The organism is Hymenobacter actinosclerus, assembly GCF_900111515.1.
In the GTDB taxonomy this organism is placed as follows: Bacteria; Bacteroidota; Bacteroidia; order Cytophagales; family Hymenobacteraceae; genus Hymenobacter; species Hymenobacter actinosclerus.
Map to the genome: position 1 here is coordinate 522,768 of NZ_FOHS01000001.1, position 14,777 is coordinate 537,544.

At 63.0% G+C, this 14,777-nt stretch carries 13 protein-coding genes; 5 read left to right on the forward strand and 8 right to left on the reverse strand.

Annotated elements, in window-relative coordinates:
- Positions 1-142 precede the first annotated feature (142 nt).
- Together BMY67_RS02170 and BMY67_RS02175 are read right to left on the reverse strand one after the other, a co-directional pair.
- Complete coding sequence (locus tag BMY67_RS02170) at positions 143-1,075, reverse strand: hypothetical protein (protein ID WP_092767867.1); 933 nt, start codon at positions 1,073-1,075, stop codon at positions 143-145.
- A gap of 107 nt (positions 1,076-1,182) precedes the next feature.
- Positions 1,183-2,424 carry a hypothetical protein gene (locus tag BMY67_RS02175; RefSeq protein WP_092767869.1) on the reverse strand — a complete coding sequence of 414 codons (1,242 nt, stop codon included), beginning with the start codon at positions 2,422-2,424 and terminating at the stop codon, positions 1,183-1,185.
- Positions 2,425-2,457: 33 nt separating this feature from the next.
- Here BMY67_RS02175 and BMY67_RS02180 point away from each other — a divergent pair, with 33 nt between their 5' ends.
- A complete protein-coding gene (locus BMY67_RS02180) occupies positions 2,458-2,571 on the forward strand; it encodes a helix-turn-helix domain-containing protein (protein WP_262490343.1) in 114 nt (37 codons plus the stop codon).
- 108 nt (positions 2,572-2,679) lie between these two features.
- Here the strand turns inward: BMY67_RS02180 and BMY67_RS02185 are convergent, their stop codons facing one another.
- The 4 genes from BMY67_RS02185 to BMY67_RS02200 form a co-directional block, all read right to left on the reverse strand.
- Complete coding sequence (locus BMY67_RS02185; protein ID WP_092767871.1) at positions 2,680-5,136, reverse strand: S9 family peptidase; 2,457 nt, start codon at positions 5,134-5,136, stop codon at positions 2,680-2,682.
- 85 nt (positions 5,137-5,221) lie between these two features.
- A complete protein-coding gene (locus BMY67_RS02190) occupies positions 5,222-5,548 on the reverse strand; it encodes a hypothetical protein (RefSeq protein ID WP_092767873.1) in 327 nt (108 codons plus the stop codon).
- Between the two features lie 78 nt (positions 5,549-5,626).
- A complete protein-coding gene (locus BMY67_RS02195; RefSeq protein ID WP_092767875.1) occupies positions 5,627-6,244 on the reverse strand; it encodes an HD domain-containing protein in 618 nt (205 codons plus the stop codon).
- A 178-nt stretch (positions 6,245-6,422) separates the two neighbouring features.
- Positions 6,423-6,857 carry a GNAT family N-acetyltransferase gene (locus tag BMY67_RS02200; RefSeq protein WP_092767877.1) on the reverse strand — a complete coding sequence of 145 codons (435 nt, stop codon included), beginning with the start codon at positions 6,855-6,857 and terminating at the stop codon, positions 6,423-6,425.
- A gap of 146 nt (positions 6,858-7,003) precedes the next feature.
- On the opposite strand from BMY67_RS02200, the gene BMY67_RS02205 reads away from it, so the two are divergent.
- On the forward strand, positions 7,004-8,401 hold the full coding sequence (locus BMY67_RS02205; RefSeq protein WP_177189651.1) for a PQQ-dependent sugar dehydrogenase: 1,398 nt from the start codon (positions 7,004-7,006) through the stop codon (positions 8,399-8,401).
- A 113-nt stretch (positions 8,402-8,514) separates the two neighbouring features.
- On the opposite strand, the gene BMY67_RS02210 is transcribed toward BMY67_RS02205, so the two are convergent.
- Positions 8,515-9,543, reverse strand: coding sequence for a cation diffusion facilitator family transporter (locus BMY67_RS02210; RefSeq protein ID WP_092767879.1), 1,029 nt, complete (start codon positions 9,541-9,543; stop codon positions 8,515-8,517).
- Positions 9,544-9,769: 226 nt separating this feature from the next.
- Here BMY67_RS02210 and BMY67_RS02215 point away from each other — a divergent pair, with 226 nt between their 5' ends.
- The 3 genes from BMY67_RS02215 to BMY67_RS02225 all read left to right on the forward strand — a co-directional run bounded on the left by BMY67_RS02215 (position 9,770) and on the right by BMY67_RS02225 (position 14,018).
- Positions 9,770-11,146 carry an Nramp family divalent metal transporter gene (locus tag BMY67_RS02215; protein WP_092767881.1) on the forward strand — a complete coding sequence of 459 codons (1,377 nt, stop codon included), beginning with the start codon at positions 9,770-9,772 and terminating at the stop codon, positions 11,144-11,146.
- Between the two features lie 136 nt (positions 11,147-11,282).
- The gene (locus BMY67_RS02220; RefSeq protein ID WP_245744842.1) at positions 11,283-13,703 is read left to right on the forward strand and encodes a TonB-dependent receptor; all 2,421 of its coding nucleotides are present in this window, start codon (positions 11,283-11,285) and stop codon (positions 13,701-13,703) included.
- Between the two features lie 138 nt (positions 13,704-13,841).
- Positions 13,842-14,018 carry a hypothetical protein gene (locus tag BMY67_RS02225; protein ID WP_218144588.1) on the forward strand — a complete coding sequence of 59 codons (177 nt, stop codon included), beginning with the start codon at positions 13,842-13,844 and terminating at the stop codon, positions 14,016-14,018.
- 164 nt (positions 14,019-14,182) lie between these two features.
- Here the strand turns inward: BMY67_RS02225 and BMY67_RS02230 are convergent, their stop codons facing one another.
- Entirely contained in the window at positions 14,183-14,677 is a 495-nt protein-coding gene (locus BMY67_RS02230; protein WP_143069668.1) for a DUF6252 domain-containing protein, read from the reverse strand.
- Between the last annotated feature and the right edge of the window lie 100 nt (positions 14,678-14,777).

Here is a 14,777-nt window from a genome sequence, read left to right on the forward strand (position 1 = left end):
ACAACCGCACAAAGCCCCGGCCGGGCGACCCAATCCATTAATCGGTTGGTATCGCCCGGCCGGGGCTTTGTGCGGCCGGTACGGTTATCAGCCGGTGGCCTGCGGAGGCTGGTGGGCAACCGGTAGGACGGTTTTAGCAGTATCAGGAACTTGCCTGCTGCTCCTGCTGCACTTCCTGCACGGCGCTGAAACGGGCGTTCAGCTCTTGGAAAGCCTGGGGCGGCACGCGCAGGTATTCGAGCACGTCGGCCGTTTTTTCGGACGCCTTACCGTCTTTGTCCAGCTCGAAGGTGACGTTTTCGAGCGACAGGTAGCAGCAGTCGGGGTCGGCGGGGGCGCGGTAGAAGTGCAGGCGCCCGTGCGGGGCCGTATCCGACAGGTCGGTAGGGTGCAGCTGCAGGTGATTCCAGTCGGCGGCTTCGAGGGCGGCCGTGGTGGCGGTGGTATCGGCAAAATGAGCGGCGGGGCGGGGCAGGGTTACTTTTTCGGCCCATTGTCCGGCCATTTCGGAGAAGGGCTCCTTGGCTTTGTTGCGGGTCAAAAGCCAGCTGAAGCCTACAATAATGACGAACTCTACCAGCCAGATCAGGTAAAGGAACACGCCGCTTACCGTTACCTTGAACAGCGTCCAGGTACCGTTTTCAGCCAGTGCGGGCAGGATGCTTAACACTTCGCCGGGGTTGGTGAGGTAATACAGAAAAGCTTCGAACTCGAAAGCGGTGTGGGCCACCGAAAAGCGGCTGCCGAACTCCTCGACCTCGCCGGCGCCGGCCAGCAGCGTAATGTACACGCACCACTGTACGTACCAGCCCCAAACGCCCACCAGCGCGCCCAGCAGGCCGGCCAGCGCGGGGTTGCGCAGCTTGCCGGCCACTACTAGCTTCCGCAGCACCCAGCCCAGTAATCCACCAAAAATAACGGTAAAAAAGAAGTTCAGGTAGATAAAAGGGATGTACCACACCCCATAGGTGTAGGCGAAGGCCAGCGGCACGGCAGCCACCAGGCCCCCTAACAGCAGCAGGATAATGCCGACCACCGTGAAGCGGCCGGAAGGTTGGTAGTAGAGTGGGTTCATAGAAGAGATGAAAGAAGGAAAGGTTGCCAAACCTAGTGGTTTGCCACGACTTTCTCCCAGCTATATAGCCCCCGGCGCATGCAGCGCGCCCGCTGGCCCGCCCACTCTCAGGAAAATGGCCCGTAGCTGACCATCTGCCAGACGTGCCAGCTCAGGGCCGCGGCCAGCAGCAGCCCGCCGGCCCGGCGGTCCGGCAGCCGGAGGGCCAGCGCCAGGGCTACTACCAGTAGCAGCAGCGGCACCAGCATAAACGTGAGGCGCGCCTGGTAGTAGCCCAGCGCGGCCAGAAACCCCGTCAGCAGTACCAGCAGCCCGCCCAATTCGGTTCTGCCGGCCGGGGCGCTTTGCCGGAGCGCCCCGCCGGCAACCAGCGCCGCCGCCAGGAAGGGCAGAATGGCCGGCAGCGTGGCCGCAAACCGGGCAAAGTTGGCGCCGGCCCGGGCCAGAAATGCGGGCAGCGGCTGCTGCCACAGGCCCCGCAGCCACACCAGCTGCTGGTAGGCTTCGGCCTCGTGGTTGTAGTAGCTTACGCCGCGCAGGTGCAGCAGCAAAATCCAGAGCAGTGTGGGCAGCGCGAACAGGCCGGCCAGCAACAGCGCCCGGCTTAGCAGGTCGAGCCACGTTTTCTCGCGGCGCAGCAGCCACAGCCCGTAGAGCAACACCGGCAGCACCAGCACGAAACTGCCGTAGAGCAGCGCCAGCAGCCCACCGGCCACGGCCAGAGCAGGAAGGGCCGCCCGCCAGCGGGGCCGGGCGCGTAGCTGCAGGGCCAGCCAGAGCAGGGCCAGCGGCACCAGAAACGTAAACATCTGCTGGTGCACCGTCCAGAAAAAGGCCTTGGTTACCTGGTTCGACACCATAAACACCAGCAGCGCCCCCAGCACCAGCGGCTGGCCGCGCCCGGCCGTGAGGCGGTAGTACAGGTGCCGAAACAGCAGCAACGCCCCCAGCAGCACGCCGAAATTCAGCAGCACGTAGCCGATGTAGAAGCCGAGCAGCGGCCGGTACTTGGCCGGCAACTTGGCCACCACGGCCGCCGGCAACACCCCGCCGGCCCGCAGGCCCTGCACCGCCCAGCTTAGCGGGTAGCCCACGGCCGAGCCCAGCAGCACGTACAGCGGCCGCGACTGGCGCACGGCCCGTGGCTGCAGCAACCGGGCCGGGTAGCGGGCACTTTCCATGTACTCGAATCCGTCGCAATTGGCCGTGAAGCCGGCGAAGGAGCTCAGGTGCAGGTAGGTGCCGCAGTACTCGTCGTCGGTGAGCGGGGCGGGCGAAAACCAGAACGACGCCGTGGCCGCCACAATCAGCACCGAGTAGCGCAGCAGGCGGCCGATGATGAGGGACATTGTGGGATATGCGCAGTTGTGGAACAGAAGGCCGTGCGTTTCAGTATGCTGGCTGCCATTTGCCAGGTACTGGAGTGCCAGCCCGGCGACCTGCTCGAGCACGCGCCCGACCCCAACGACGTGCGCGACACGTCCGAAAATGCCTGAGGCGCTGGCGTCCCACCTAACGGCAGGCGCCAGCGCATCAGCTGTCGATTGGCAGAAATCAGTAGCGTACTTGCTTACAGGGCCAGGTATAGTAGGAAAAGCCGGGCGCTACTGCCCGCCCGCGCCGCTGCCGGTTGCCGTACCAGCGGGCTTCAGGTTCTGCTCGAACAGCTTCAGAATGCGGCGGTACTCGTCGGTCCAGGAAGAGGGCTCGGTGAAGCCGTGGTTTTCCACGGGGTACACGGCCAGCTCCCAGTTCTCCTTTTTCAGCTCGATGAGGCGCTGGGTGAGGCGCACGATGTCCTGGAAGTGCACGTTGGTATCGACCATGCCGTGGCACATGAGCAGGTGGCCCTGAAGGCCGGCGGCGAAGTTGATGGGCGAGGAGCGGGCGTAGGCCAGCGAGTCGTTGTAGGGCTCGTTGAGGATGTTGTCGGTGTAGCCATGGTTGTAATGGGCCCAGTCGGTAACCGAGCGCAGGGCGGCCCCGGCCCGGAACACCTCGGGCTGGGTGAACATGGCCATGAGCGTAATAAAGCCGCCGTACGAGCCGCCATAAATGCCGATGCGCTGAGGGCTGACGCCGTATTTCTCGGTCAGCAGCTTGGCGCCGTCTACCTGGTCGGTGAGGTCCTTGCCGCCCATGTAGCGGTAGATGCCCGTGCGCACGTCGCGGCCGTAGCCGGCCGAGCCCCGGTAATCGATATCGAGCACTGTGTAGCCTTTATCCACCAGCAAATTGTGGAACATGTACTCGCGGGAGTAGCTGCTCCACCATTTGTGGGCGTTCTGGAGGTAGCCGGCGCCGTGCACGAAAATAACGGCCGGACCCTGGGCCTGGGGGCTGGCGGGGCGGTAGAGGCGGGCATATACGCTGGCCCCGTCGCGGGCCTGGTACTCGATTACCTCGGGCTGGCGCCAGGCATAGCTCTCAAACTCGGGGGTGGTGGAGTGAGTGAGGGCCCGCATAGCGGCGCCGGGCTTGTTGGGCATGGTGTACAGCTCCCAAGGCGTGTTGCTGGTGCTGTAGCGCAGGGCCCAGGTTTTCTCGTCGGGCGAGAGGGTGGCCTCGTCGTAGCCGCCGGGCCGGGTGGTGAGCTGCACGAGCGGGCCGCCGCCCACCGGCATGCGGTAGAGGTGCTGTTCGCCGGGATGGGTTTTGTTGGCCAGCAGGTACCAGGTCTGGCCGTCGCGGCTGAGCTGGGTTTTCTGGATTTCGAACTTCCCGCTGGTCAGGGCCTTTTTCTGGCCGCTCACCACGTCGTAGGTGTAGAGGTGCGAGTAGCCGGTAGCTTCGCTCTGGAACCAGAAGCGGCGCGAATCGGGCAGCCAGCCCACGTTGCCCTCGCCGTAGCCGATGCCCGGGCCGTTGATCCAGGCGTCGTCGTGCTGGCGGTCGAGCAGCTTTATTTTCTGCGTGGCCGGGTCGAGGCCCACAATCCAACGGTCCTTGTTGTCGGTGCTCCGGATGACGAGAAAGGCGTGCTGGCCGTTGTCGGACCAGAACGGGCCGTAGGGCATCACCCGGCGCAGCTCGGTGGCCGGCTTGGCGGATTTAGCCGTTTTGGCGGCCTTGGCCGAATCAGCGGGGGCGGGGGCCTGGGCTTTGAGCTGGTATTCCTTGCGGTAAGCCGGCTGCTCGTCGAGGCCCTGCAATTCGGCGTAGCCCAGCACGAAAGTGGTGTCGCGGCCCACGTCGTAGAGGCCCAGCTGCGAGGTTGTCTGGGCCGCGCCTACTTTGCTGCGGGTGTTGATGTCCTCGGTGAAGCCGGAAACCGTAACGAAGTCGGGGACCAGGGCCACCTTGGCGGCGGGCGGCTCCTGCATCAGCGTGTAGGTAACGTAGCGCCCATCGGGTGAGAGGCGCAGGTTACGCACGGTTTGGGTACCGAGCCAGATGGCCTTGGGCCGGAGCTTGGCCAGGGCCTTCTGCTGGCGCTGCCGGGCCTTGGCATCCTGCTCTTTCTCGCGCAGCACGTCGAACAAGGCCAGCTGCTGGGCTTTCAGGTACTGCTCGCTTTTGTCGGTAGGGGCGCCGCTGGCCGGGCGGTTGCCCTTGCGGAAATCGGTGCGCTGCGTGGTTTCGCCGGTGGCGGGGTCCCAGGTGAACAAGTTGCCGCCACGGGTGTAGCTGATGGCCTGCTCCTGGAGGGCAAAGTGCGGGTCGGTTTCCGGCTCGGCGGTGTTGGTGATGCGCCGGATGCGTTGGGTTTTGAGGTCGAGCAGGTAGATGTCGCCGCCCTTCTCGTAGAGCTTGCGGGCGTAGCGCCGGTCGTACTCGCCCTCGGCGGCCGGCAAGCCTACCTGCTCGCGCAGGCTCACCTTGCGGGCCGTCCCGCCATTGGGCGAAATGCGGTAAAGCGAGTCGCGCCTGGCCTTTTCGGGGTTCCAGTTGAAGTAGATGGCTTTGCCGTCGTCGGCCCAGGAAATGTTGCTGGGCGAGGTGCCCAGCCACTGGGCCTGGTCGCGCATAATTTTCTCGACGGTGAGCGGGGCCAGCTGCTGGGCCCGGGCCGGGCCGGCCAGCAGCAGCGCCGCCAGCGGCAGCAGGTAGCGGTGAGTCATAAGTAGTGATGCGGGTTGAAGCAGGAAAGTAAGGGACGCGGGCGGGAAGGAGGGCGTTGCGCTGACAAGGTGAATTATCGAACCCTCATTGATTCTGCTTCCACCACACCACCAGCCATGCGACCAGCGGGCATATAATCAGGACCAATGCAATCAAAATGCTGAGTTGCTCCATACTCCTAATAGTGGTGTCGGACCCAGAGAATATCCATAGCATCACCATTGCCCATAAATACAGCGAAACACTCCAAAACTTTACTCTATAAGTGAACCGGCCGAATAGAACGAACAGGCCAAGCACAACAAACGAAACGAGTTGCGCAAAAACAGGCAATAGCACCTGCTCACCATGCGCAAAAGCCCAAGCTGGAGTCAGCAACAGCACAAGTAGCAGGAGCAGTTGTTTGTGCATAGCAAGAAGCTTTTAAGAGGTCGATCAGGACCGTGATAAGCAAAGTGTAAACTTGTATTACTGCTCGCACCATTCACCCTACAACTCCGCCAGCTCCGCCCGCAAATTGCGCCGAGCCGCCGCGTCGAACCGCTCCTGGAACCCGGCGGTGCGGTACAGTTGCGGCGTGTTCAGCAGTTGCTCCAGCACCTTGCGGCGGCCCCGGCGGTACAGCACGGCGGGCACCAGCTGGTACTCCTGGCGAATCAGGCGGGCATATTCGGCGTAAGCGGCGGGAGCGGCTCCGAGGATGCGCAGGTCGGCGTCGAGGAAGAAATCCAGGTCGGGGGCCGGGGCGTGGGCGGCGGTGTGGCGGGCGGTGCATTCGATGAGGTAGGCTACCCGCGCCTGCCGCTCGGCGCTGAGCGTGGAATGCGCCAGAAACTGCCGGGCCAGCGCGGCGCTACGGGCCTCGTTTTCCGACGACAGGTAGTCGTACACCGCATCGTGAAACCAGACGGCCAGCTCCACTACCTCCCGGTCTTCAACTAAACCGATGTACTCGTCCACGGTAGTCAGCAGGGCCTGCACGTGGTGCAGGTTGTGGTAGTGGCGGCCGGGCCCGGAGTAGGCGGCGGTGAGCTGCCGGTACGTGGCGTCGCGCAAGGCGGCATCGGGTAACAGCGAGACTACGAGGGCGTTCCAGCGGGTTTGCATAAGGGAAGGGTGAGGGTAGCTTACTGAAAGAACGGTCATTCTGAGCGAAGCGGAGCGGAGTCGAAGAATCTCGCGTGCCAAAGTAAATCCTGATGATAGGAGTTAGCACTACACACGAGATTCTTCGACTCCGCTCCGCTTCGCTCAGAATGACCGTTCTTTAACCGGCTCACCCGTTCTAATTTCCCGTGGGCACCCCGTACGGGTTCTGTTTCTTGATTTCCAGGAACCGCTCGGGGGTGGGCAGGTCCTGGAAGCCGAAGCGGCGGTAGAGACTGTGCGCGTCGAGGGTGGCCAGCATAAAGCGGCGCACGCCCAGCAAGTCGGGATGGGCCATAACGGTTTCCACGAGCTGCTTGCCCAGGCCCCGGCCCTGGTATTCGGGCAGCACGAACACGTCGCAGAGCCAGGCAAACGTGGCTCGGTCGGTTACCACCCGGGCGAAGGCGGCCTGCCGGCCATCGGGGCCGTAGAGGCCGAAGCAGAGCGAGTTGGCCAGCGCCCGTTCCAGGGTTTCGAGCGGCATGCCCAGGCCCCAGTACGACTGCTGGCTGAGGTACTGGTGAATCAGGGCCACATCGAGGCGGGCGGGGTCGGTGCTGACGGTGAACATAGACGGTGGGCTGGTAGGAGTAGGCAGGGTTGAGACGCAGAAGCAGCAAGAACGATAAGTGGCAGCAAAGTTGGTGCGTCGGCCGGACAGAAACCGCCGGGTTTTGTTATCTTCCAATCCGGCCCCCGGCCCCAAACACCCTGACTATGAAACACCTGAACTCCTTCCTGACCACGCTGCTGCTGGCGGCCACTACGCCCCTGGCCGCCCAAACGCCGCTGCCGGTGCTCACTACCTTCCCGGTGGGCGCCACCACGGTTACGGTTTCCGCCCTAACCACTGGCCTGACCGTTCCCTGGGAGCTGGTGTGGGGCCCCGATAATTTCATCTGGATGACCGAGCGCGGCGGCCGCATCAGCCGCGTAAACCCCACTACCGGCGCGGTTACGCCGCTCATCACGCTCTCCGACGTGGCCACTTCGTCGGAGGGCGGGCTGCTGGGATTGGCGCTGCACCCCGATTTCGCTGTTTCGCCCTACGTGTACGTGGTCTACAACTACACCGACGCCGGCGGCACCTACCTCGAAAAGCTGGTGCGCCTGACCTACGCCAACGGCGCGCTCGGGGCTCCGCTGACGCTGCTGGGCAACATTCCGGCCACCAGCACCCACAGCGGCTCGCGCCTGCTCATGCTGCCCGACCGCACCCTGCTCATGAGTACCGGCGACGCCCAGCAGCAGCCCCAGGCCCAGAACCCGGCCTCGCTCAACGGCAAAATCCTGCGCCTCAACCTCGATGGCAGCATCCCGGCCAACAACCCCACGCCGGGCAGCCGGGTGTACACGCTGGGCCACCGCAACCCCCAGGGCCTCGTGCAAAGCCCCGCCGGCCGCCTCTACAGCTCGGAGCACGGCCCCGACAGCGACGACGAGCTGAACCTCATCGAGCCCGGCCGCAACTACGGCTGGCCTACCGTGGAAGGATACTGCAACCGGCCCGAAGAGCAGACCTTCTGCGCCGCCAACAACGTGAAGGAGCCCCTCACCACTTGGACGCCCACGCTGGGAGTAGCCGGCCTCACGTACTACAGCTCGCCCGCCATTCCGGGCTGGCAGAACCACCTGCTGCTGGTTTCGCTCAAGGGCGCCCGCCTCACCGATCTGGCCCTGAACGCCACCGGCGACGCCATTCCCACCCGCACCGACTACCTCAGCGGCTTCGGCCGGCTGCGCGCCATCTGCGTTTCGCCCCAGGGCCGGGTGTACGTGGCCACCAGCAACCGCGACGGCCGCGGCAGCCCCGCCCCCACCGACGACCGGATTCTGGTACTCGAAAACCGCGACTTCGTGGTCACCTCCACCGCCACGCCCGCCGCGGCCCGCCTCCAACTCTGGCCCAACCCCGCCCGCCACACCCTCACGCTGGAACGCCCGGCTTTGGGCGAAGACGCCATTACCATCAGCGACGCGCTGGGCCGCCGGGTGCAAACGGCCCGGTTCGCGGCGGGGCAAAAGCAGGTGGTGTTTTCGGTAGAGGGGTTGAAGCCCGGCGTGTACCTGGTGCAGAACGGCAGCCGGGCCCAGCGGCTGGTGGTGGAGGAGTGAATCGTGCTGGTGTGCGCCTCACCCCCTATCCCCCTCTCCTCAACAGGAGAGGGGGGACTAGAAGCTAGTTTTCTAGTCTAGCTGTAGATGCTCTACTACTAGAAATCTAGAGACTAGTTCCCCCTCTCCTTTTCGGAGAGGGGGCTAGGGGGTGAGGCGCACGCCAGCCGGTGCCGCTCGTTCTTGGCTACGTTGGCCAGCGTCCAGGTGATTTCCTGGGTGAAGGGGTGGCGGCGTACGGGGCAGTCGGGCACGTGGCAGTGCCAGCAGGCGGAAAACGTGCAGGGGTCGGCATGCACGAACATTTCCACGGGCACCTCGAACTCCTGGGCTACCAGCGCCTCAATGCCGTGCACCTGCTCGTGGGTTTGCTCCAGGCTCAGGTAGTAGGGCATGGTTACGTGGCAGTCGATGTGCAGGCTGGCGCCGTAGCGCTGCACGCGCAGGTTGTGCACGTCAATCCAGGCCGGCTCGCGGTGCTCCTGCAACTCGGCCACTACCTGTTGCACGGTGCTCACATCGGCCTCATCCATCAGCCCCGACACCGAGCGGCGCACCATCCGGAAGCCGTTCACCACGATGAACACGCCCAGGCCCAGGGCCGCCAGCGCGTCATACAGCACGTTATCGGTGAGCATAACCAGGCCCAGGGCGGCGCACGAGACGAAGGTGCTCACGGCGTCGAGGTAGAGGTGCTGGCCGTCGCCGACCAGGGCCGGGGAGTGGTGCCGGCGGCCGGCGCGCACCAGCAGCCAGCCGGTGCCCAGGTTCACGAGGGCCGTGGCGGCCAGCAGCGCAATGCCCCAGTCGGGCCGGGCCACGTGGTGCGGCTGCCACAGCGCCAGCAGCGCCGCATAGAAAATGTAGCCCCCTGCCATCAGAATCAGCCCACCCTCAAAGCCCACCGACAGGTACTCGATTTTGCCGTGACCGTAGGGGTGGTTTTCGTCCTTGGGCAGCCCGGCCAGGTAGATGCTGTAGAGCGCGAAGCCGCTGGCCACCACGTTGATAATGGATTCGAGCGCGTCGGTGAGCACCACCTGCGAGTCGGTGAGGGCCCAGGCGTAAAACTTGACGCCCACCAGCACCACGCTCACCACGAGCGAGAGCAGGGCGTAGCGGGTTTTGAGCGGCAGCTTCATAGTGGATAGAATGGGGAGGAGGGCGGAATGCGGACAAAGCTAACAATCGGCCCGGCCCCACCCGACGCGAGCCGGCCCGCTAAAATTCCGCTTTCTGCCTGCGGCCACAACTTTTTTGTTTCAGGTGAGTAAACTAGATGCTTAAAAAAATAATTTTAGATCAATCTAAAATTACCTTCCCTGCGTATCTTTGCGGCGCATCCGGCCCGCTCCCGTCCTGGCATCTATGTCCGAAATCTTACCCGCTTCTCCCGCTTCGTCCACCGCCTCATTCGACCAGGATGCCGGCTGGCGCTACCCGCGGCGCTCCAACTCGCTGTCGGAAGTGTACGCCTCTATTACGGTGCCGCCCGAGGGGGCCTCGTTCTGGCGCAAGCTCTGGGCCTTTACCGGGCCGGGCCTGATGGTGGCCGTGGGCTACATGGACCCCGGCAACTGGGCCACCGATATCGAGGGTGGGGCCCGCTACGGCTACATGCTGCTGTCAGTCATTCTGATTTCCAACTTCTTCGCCATGCTGCTTCAGCACCTGGCCGTGAAGCTGGGCGTCGTGACGGGCCGCGACCTGGCCCAGGCCTGCCGCGACCATTACTCCAAGCCCGTTTCGTTCGTGCTCTGGGTGCTGTGCGAAATTGCCATTGCCGCCTGCGACCTGGCCGAAGTCATCGGCTCGGCCATTGCCATCAACCTGCTCTTCGGCATTCCGCTCACCTGGGGCGTGGTGCTCACCATTCTCGATGTGCTGGTGGTACTCTACTTCCAGAGCAAGGGCTTCCGCATCATCGAAAGCATCGTGGCCGGCCTGATCTTCGTGATTTTCGGCTGCTTTCTCTACGAAATCGTGGCCTCGCACCCCGACTACTTCGCCCTGGCCCAGGGCCTGATTCCGAAGCCGGAAATTGTAACCGACCCGCACGCGCTGTACCTGGCCATCGGCATTCTGGGAGCCACCGTGATGCCGCACAACCTGTACCTGCACTCCAGCATCGTGCAAACCCGCGCCATTGCGCCCACCGAGCCGGCCAAGCGCTCGGCCATCAAGTTTGCCACCATCGACAGCACAGTGGCCCTGTTTCTGGCCTTCTTCGTGAACGGAGCCATTCTGGTGGTGTCGGCCGCCACCTTCCACAGCAACAACCTGCGCGACGTGGCCGACATCTACGACGCCCACAAGCTGCTCACGCCGGTGCTGGGCGCGGGCGCGGCCTCGGCCGTGTTTGCCATTGCCCTGCTGGCCTCGGGCCAGAACTCGACCCTCACCGGCACACTGGCTGGCCAGATTGTGATGGAAGGCTTCCTCGACATCAAGCTCAAGCCCTGGGTGCGCCGCCTCATCACCCGCGGTATTGCCGTGGTGCCGGCCCTCATCGTTACTATCCTGTATGGTGAGAAAGGCACGAGCGAGCTGCTGGTGCTGAGCCAGGTGGTGCTGTCGTTGCAGCTGAGTTTCGCCGTTATTCCGCTGGTGCTGTTCACTGGCAGCAAGCTCAAGATGGGCGTGTTCGTGAACAAGCCCTGGCTGCAAGCCGTGTGCTGGGTGGTGTCGGCCATTATTCTGGGCCTGAACGGCTACCTGCTGTACCAGTTCTTCACGGGGGCATAAGGCGCAGTAGCACCCACGAAAACCGCAACGGCCGCGTTGCGGTTTTTCTTGGCTTGTTGATTTAGATAAATCTAAAAATAAATTAAGCCCGGCTTAAATGAAGTTACTTCTTACATCATTTTTTCTCCTGCTGACGTTGCCCTTGCTGGCCCAAACCAGCGTGTTGCGCGGCCGGGTGCTCGACCAGCGAGGCCAGCCCGTGCCGTTTGCCAATGTGGGCTTACTGGCCCTGCAAAAGGGCACCGCCGCCGACGAAAACGGCCGCTTCACGCTTCCCGATTTGCCCGCTGGGGCCCAGCAGGTGCAGTTCAGCGCCGTGGGCTACACTACGGCCACCCAAACCGTAATGCTGCCGCTGGCGCTGCTCCTCACGGTCCGGCTGCATTCCACCGAAAGCACTTTGGGCGAAGTGGTGGTGACCGGGGTGAGCCGAAGCACTGAAATCCGCCGCTCGCCGGTGCCCATTGCAGCCTTAACAGGCCGCGAAATCCGCCTCAACGCCAACGGCAACGCCATCGATGCGGCTGTGCGCGGCGTGCCGGGTCTGGCGGCCGTTACCACGGGTCCCAACATCAGCAAGCCCTTTATTCGGGGCCTGGGCTACAACCGGGTGCTCACGCTATTCAACGGCCTGCGCCAGGAAGGCCAGCAGTGGGGCGACGAGCACGGCATTGAAGTCGATGGCTACGGCCTCGATCGGGTGGAGGTGGTGAAGGGCCCTGCCAGCCTGCTCTACGGCTCCGACGCAGTGGCCGGCGTAGTGAACCTGCTGCCTGCCCTGCCCAGTGGCCCCACCGGCGAGCTGCACGGCGAGGCGCTGGCCGAGTACCAGTCGGTGAATGGGCTGGTGGGCAATTCGCTGGCTTTCGACTACCAGAAAAACGGCTTCCAGACCAGCCTGCGCGGCAGCCACCGCCAGGCCCGCGACTACCGCAACGCGGTGGATGGCCGGGTGTACAACACCGGTTTTCGGGAGCTGAACCTGACGGGTATGGTGGGCATGCAGAAGGAGTGGGGTGCAGTGCGCCTGTGGCTGACGGCCTACAATAACCGCCAGGAAATCCCGGACGGCAGCCGCGACTCGCTGAGCCGGGCCTTCACCCGGCAGCTATTCGACGGTGCCCAGGACGACATCAATAACCGCCCCGTGGTGGGCCAGCCGGAGCTGAAAAGCTACGGCATCAGCAACCTGCACCAGCACATCCAGCACTACCGGGTCTTTGCTACGAGCGAGCTGCCAGCCGGCCCCGGCGAGCTGCGCCTGTTGCTGGGCGTGCAGCAGAACCACCGTCAGGAGTTCAACCACCCCACCGCGCCCCGGCAATCCGGCCTGGATTTGCAGCTGACCACGCTCAACTACCAGGCCCGCTACCTGTTTCAGGATTTCAACGGCTACGAGCTGACCGTGGGTGTAAATGGCATGGGCCAGGACAACCGGCACCTCAACGCCACCGACTTCGCTATTCCGCCCTACCGGCTGTTTGATGTTGGTGGCTTTGGCGTGGTGAAAAAGGCTTTCAGGGCGCTGGAGCTGACCGGCGGCCTGCGCTACGATACCCGGGTGGTAGACTGGAACGACTTCTACACCGGCCTCGACCCGGTTACCGGCTTCGGCCGCCAGGCCGACGCCGGCACGCCCGGCGCCGACCGGCAGTTCTCGGACTTCCGCAAGGTGTACCGGGGCGTGTCGGCCAGCGTGGGCGGCTCGTACGCTGTGGGACCTAACCTAATTCTGCGGGCCAACGTGGCGCGGGGCTACCGGGCCCCCAACATCCCCGAAATCGGCTCCAACGGCCTCGACCCCGGCGCCCACATCATCTACCTGGGCAACCCCGATTTCCAGCCCGAATTCAACTGGCAGGAAGACGTGGGCGTGCTCTGGAAGACGCCGGGCTTCGAGGCCAGCGCCGAGGCATTCTACAACCACGTCGAGAACTTCATCTACCAGGCCAAGCAGTTTGATGCCAACGGCCAAGCCCTGAGCGACCAGTTTGGCAACTCCACCTATAAATTCGAGCAGGCGGCGGCTAACCTGTTTGGGGGCGAAGTGGCCTTTAACGTGCAGCCCCGGGCGCTGCCGGGGCTGAGCTGGCGCACCGGCGCGGCCCTCGTCATCGGCGTCAACGAGAATAAACCCCTGCGCGAACGGGCCGGCGACGATGGCCGCTACCTGCCCCTGATTCCGGCCCCCACCGCCCAGACGGAACTACGCTTTACGCTGCCCGACCAACCCGGCCGGCGCCTCGCGAATAGCTACCTGCGCCTGTCGGTGGCCGGCACCGCCCGCCAAAACCGCTTCTACGCCGTGGATGGGGCCGAAACTGCCACGCCCGGCTACCTGCTCACGGGCCTGGGCACGGGCACCACCCTGCGCACCGCTGCCGGCCGCGACGTGCTGCAACTGGTGCTGCAAGCCGACAACCTGTTCGACGTGGCCTACCAGGCCCACCTCAACCGTCTCAAATACTTCGAGTACTACCGCGCTTCGCCCAACGGCCGCCTAGGCATCTACAGCCCCGGCCGCAACCTGAGCGTGAAAGTAGTGGTGCCGTTTTAACAGCCGAGAAGTGGGAGATACTATAAATGGGTAATATATTGCTGATTTTAAGTTATTTATGAAAATGGTTAGGTTATAAGGGTAAATTGCCCCGTTTATAGTGAGAACTAGATTCCTTCCACTTAATCCATTGTAAATATGGCTAATGCAAACGACCAAGCCGAAAAACACGTCGGCGAAACCAAAGGACTTCCTAACCACACCCACGACCTGGTGCATGACCTAAACACGCGCCTCGACGCCCTGTGGCGCTACGACCAGTACATTGCCAACGCCGAAAAAGGCGGCCCCAAAGACGGCAAGCAGTTCTGGTAGGACATGAAAACCCAGGAAACCAAGAACATCGACCGCCTGAAAGACCCGATTCGCCAGTGCGTGCAGGATGGCAGCTTCTGATTCGAGTTACTATAGTCCAACACAAAGCCCGCTGGCGACCTGCCAGCGGGCTTTGTGTTGGACTATATCCGACGGTTGCCAGCCTAGTCCTGGATATTAATAGTGAATTTCCCATCCGTGACGCGCTTTGTTACCTGATTATTCCGAAGGCTTTTGCCGGTAAAAGTAAAGGTGCCCGAAACGGTTGAGGCTGTGAGCGTAGAAACAGTAACGTAGCCAGCGTCAGCCGAATAAGCGTCAATTCCAATGTAAGTATTGGGGTCGGCAAAGCGGGCATTTGCGATAGAATTGGAGCCAATGGTATATGTCCCCACTTTCATAGGAACATGCAGCTCCAGGTTAAGTCCCACCCCTTTCGAATTGGCAATAGTAACTTCCTGGTAGATATAGATATCCAATCTATCAAAATTTATATCGCCATATCCTGTTGAGGAGGTCAGCTTCTGGCCCTCCAATATCCAACTGGCCACCCGCGGCTGGGTCGAGGCGGAACTGTCGTCATCCTTGGAGCAGGCTGTTAAAGCCAACAGCGATGCTGCGAAGGCTAAAGTGGCCAAACGATGGGAAAAGGTGGGCATAGCCAGAGGCGTTAAAGAGTGGGAATTATCGTGTCGCTCCTCCGACAATATTCGTTCCAGATGCCCTGTAAATAGCAATATATCAGCCCGTGAGCTGTTG

Bases quoted from the DNA above. Each gene is read 5' to 3' on its own strand.
- BMY67_RS02170 (WP_092767867.1), bottom strand. From the start codon at position 1,075: ATGAACCCACTCTACTACCAACCTTCCGGCCGCTTCACGGTGGTCGGC.
- BMY67_RS02175 (WP_092767869.1), bottom strand. From the start codon at position 2,424: ATGTCCCTCATCATCGGCCGCCTGCTGCGCTACTCGGTGCTGATTGTG.
- BMY67_RS02185 (WP_092767871.1), bottom strand. From the start codon at position 5,136: ATGACTCACCGCTACCTGCTGCCGCTGGCGGCGCTGCTGCTGGCCGGC.
- BMY67_RS02190 (WP_092767873.1), bottom strand. From the start codon at position 5,548: ATGCACAAACAACTGCTCCTGCTACTTGTGCTGTTGCTGACTCCAGCT.
- BMY67_RS02195 (WP_092767875.1), bottom strand. From the start codon at position 6,244: ATGCAAACCCGCTGGAACGCCCTCGTAGTCTCGCTGTTACCCGATGCC.
- BMY67_RS02200 (WP_092767877.1), bottom strand. From the start codon at position 6,857: ATGTTCACCGTCAGCACCGACCCCGCCCGCCTCGATGTGGCCCTGATT.
- BMY67_RS02205 (WP_177189651.1), top strand. From the start codon at position 7,004: ATGAAACACCTGAACTCCTTCCTGACCACGCTGCTGCTGGCGGCCACT.
- BMY67_RS02210 (WP_092767879.1), bottom strand. From the start codon at position 9,543: ATGAAGCTGCCGCTCAAAACCCGCTACGCCCTGCTCTCGCTCGTGGTG.
- BMY67_RS02215 (WP_092767881.1), top strand. From the start codon at position 9,770: ATGTCCGAAATCTTACCCGCTTCTCCCGCTTCGTCCACCGCCTCATTC.
- BMY67_RS02225 (WP_218144588.1), top strand. From the start codon at position 13,842: ATGGCTAATGCAAACGACCAAGCCGAAAAACACGTCGGCGAAACCAAA.
- BMY67_RS02230 (WP_143069668.1), bottom strand. From the start codon at position 14,677: ATGCCCACCTTTTCCCATCGTTTGGCCACTTTAGCCTTCGCAGCATCG.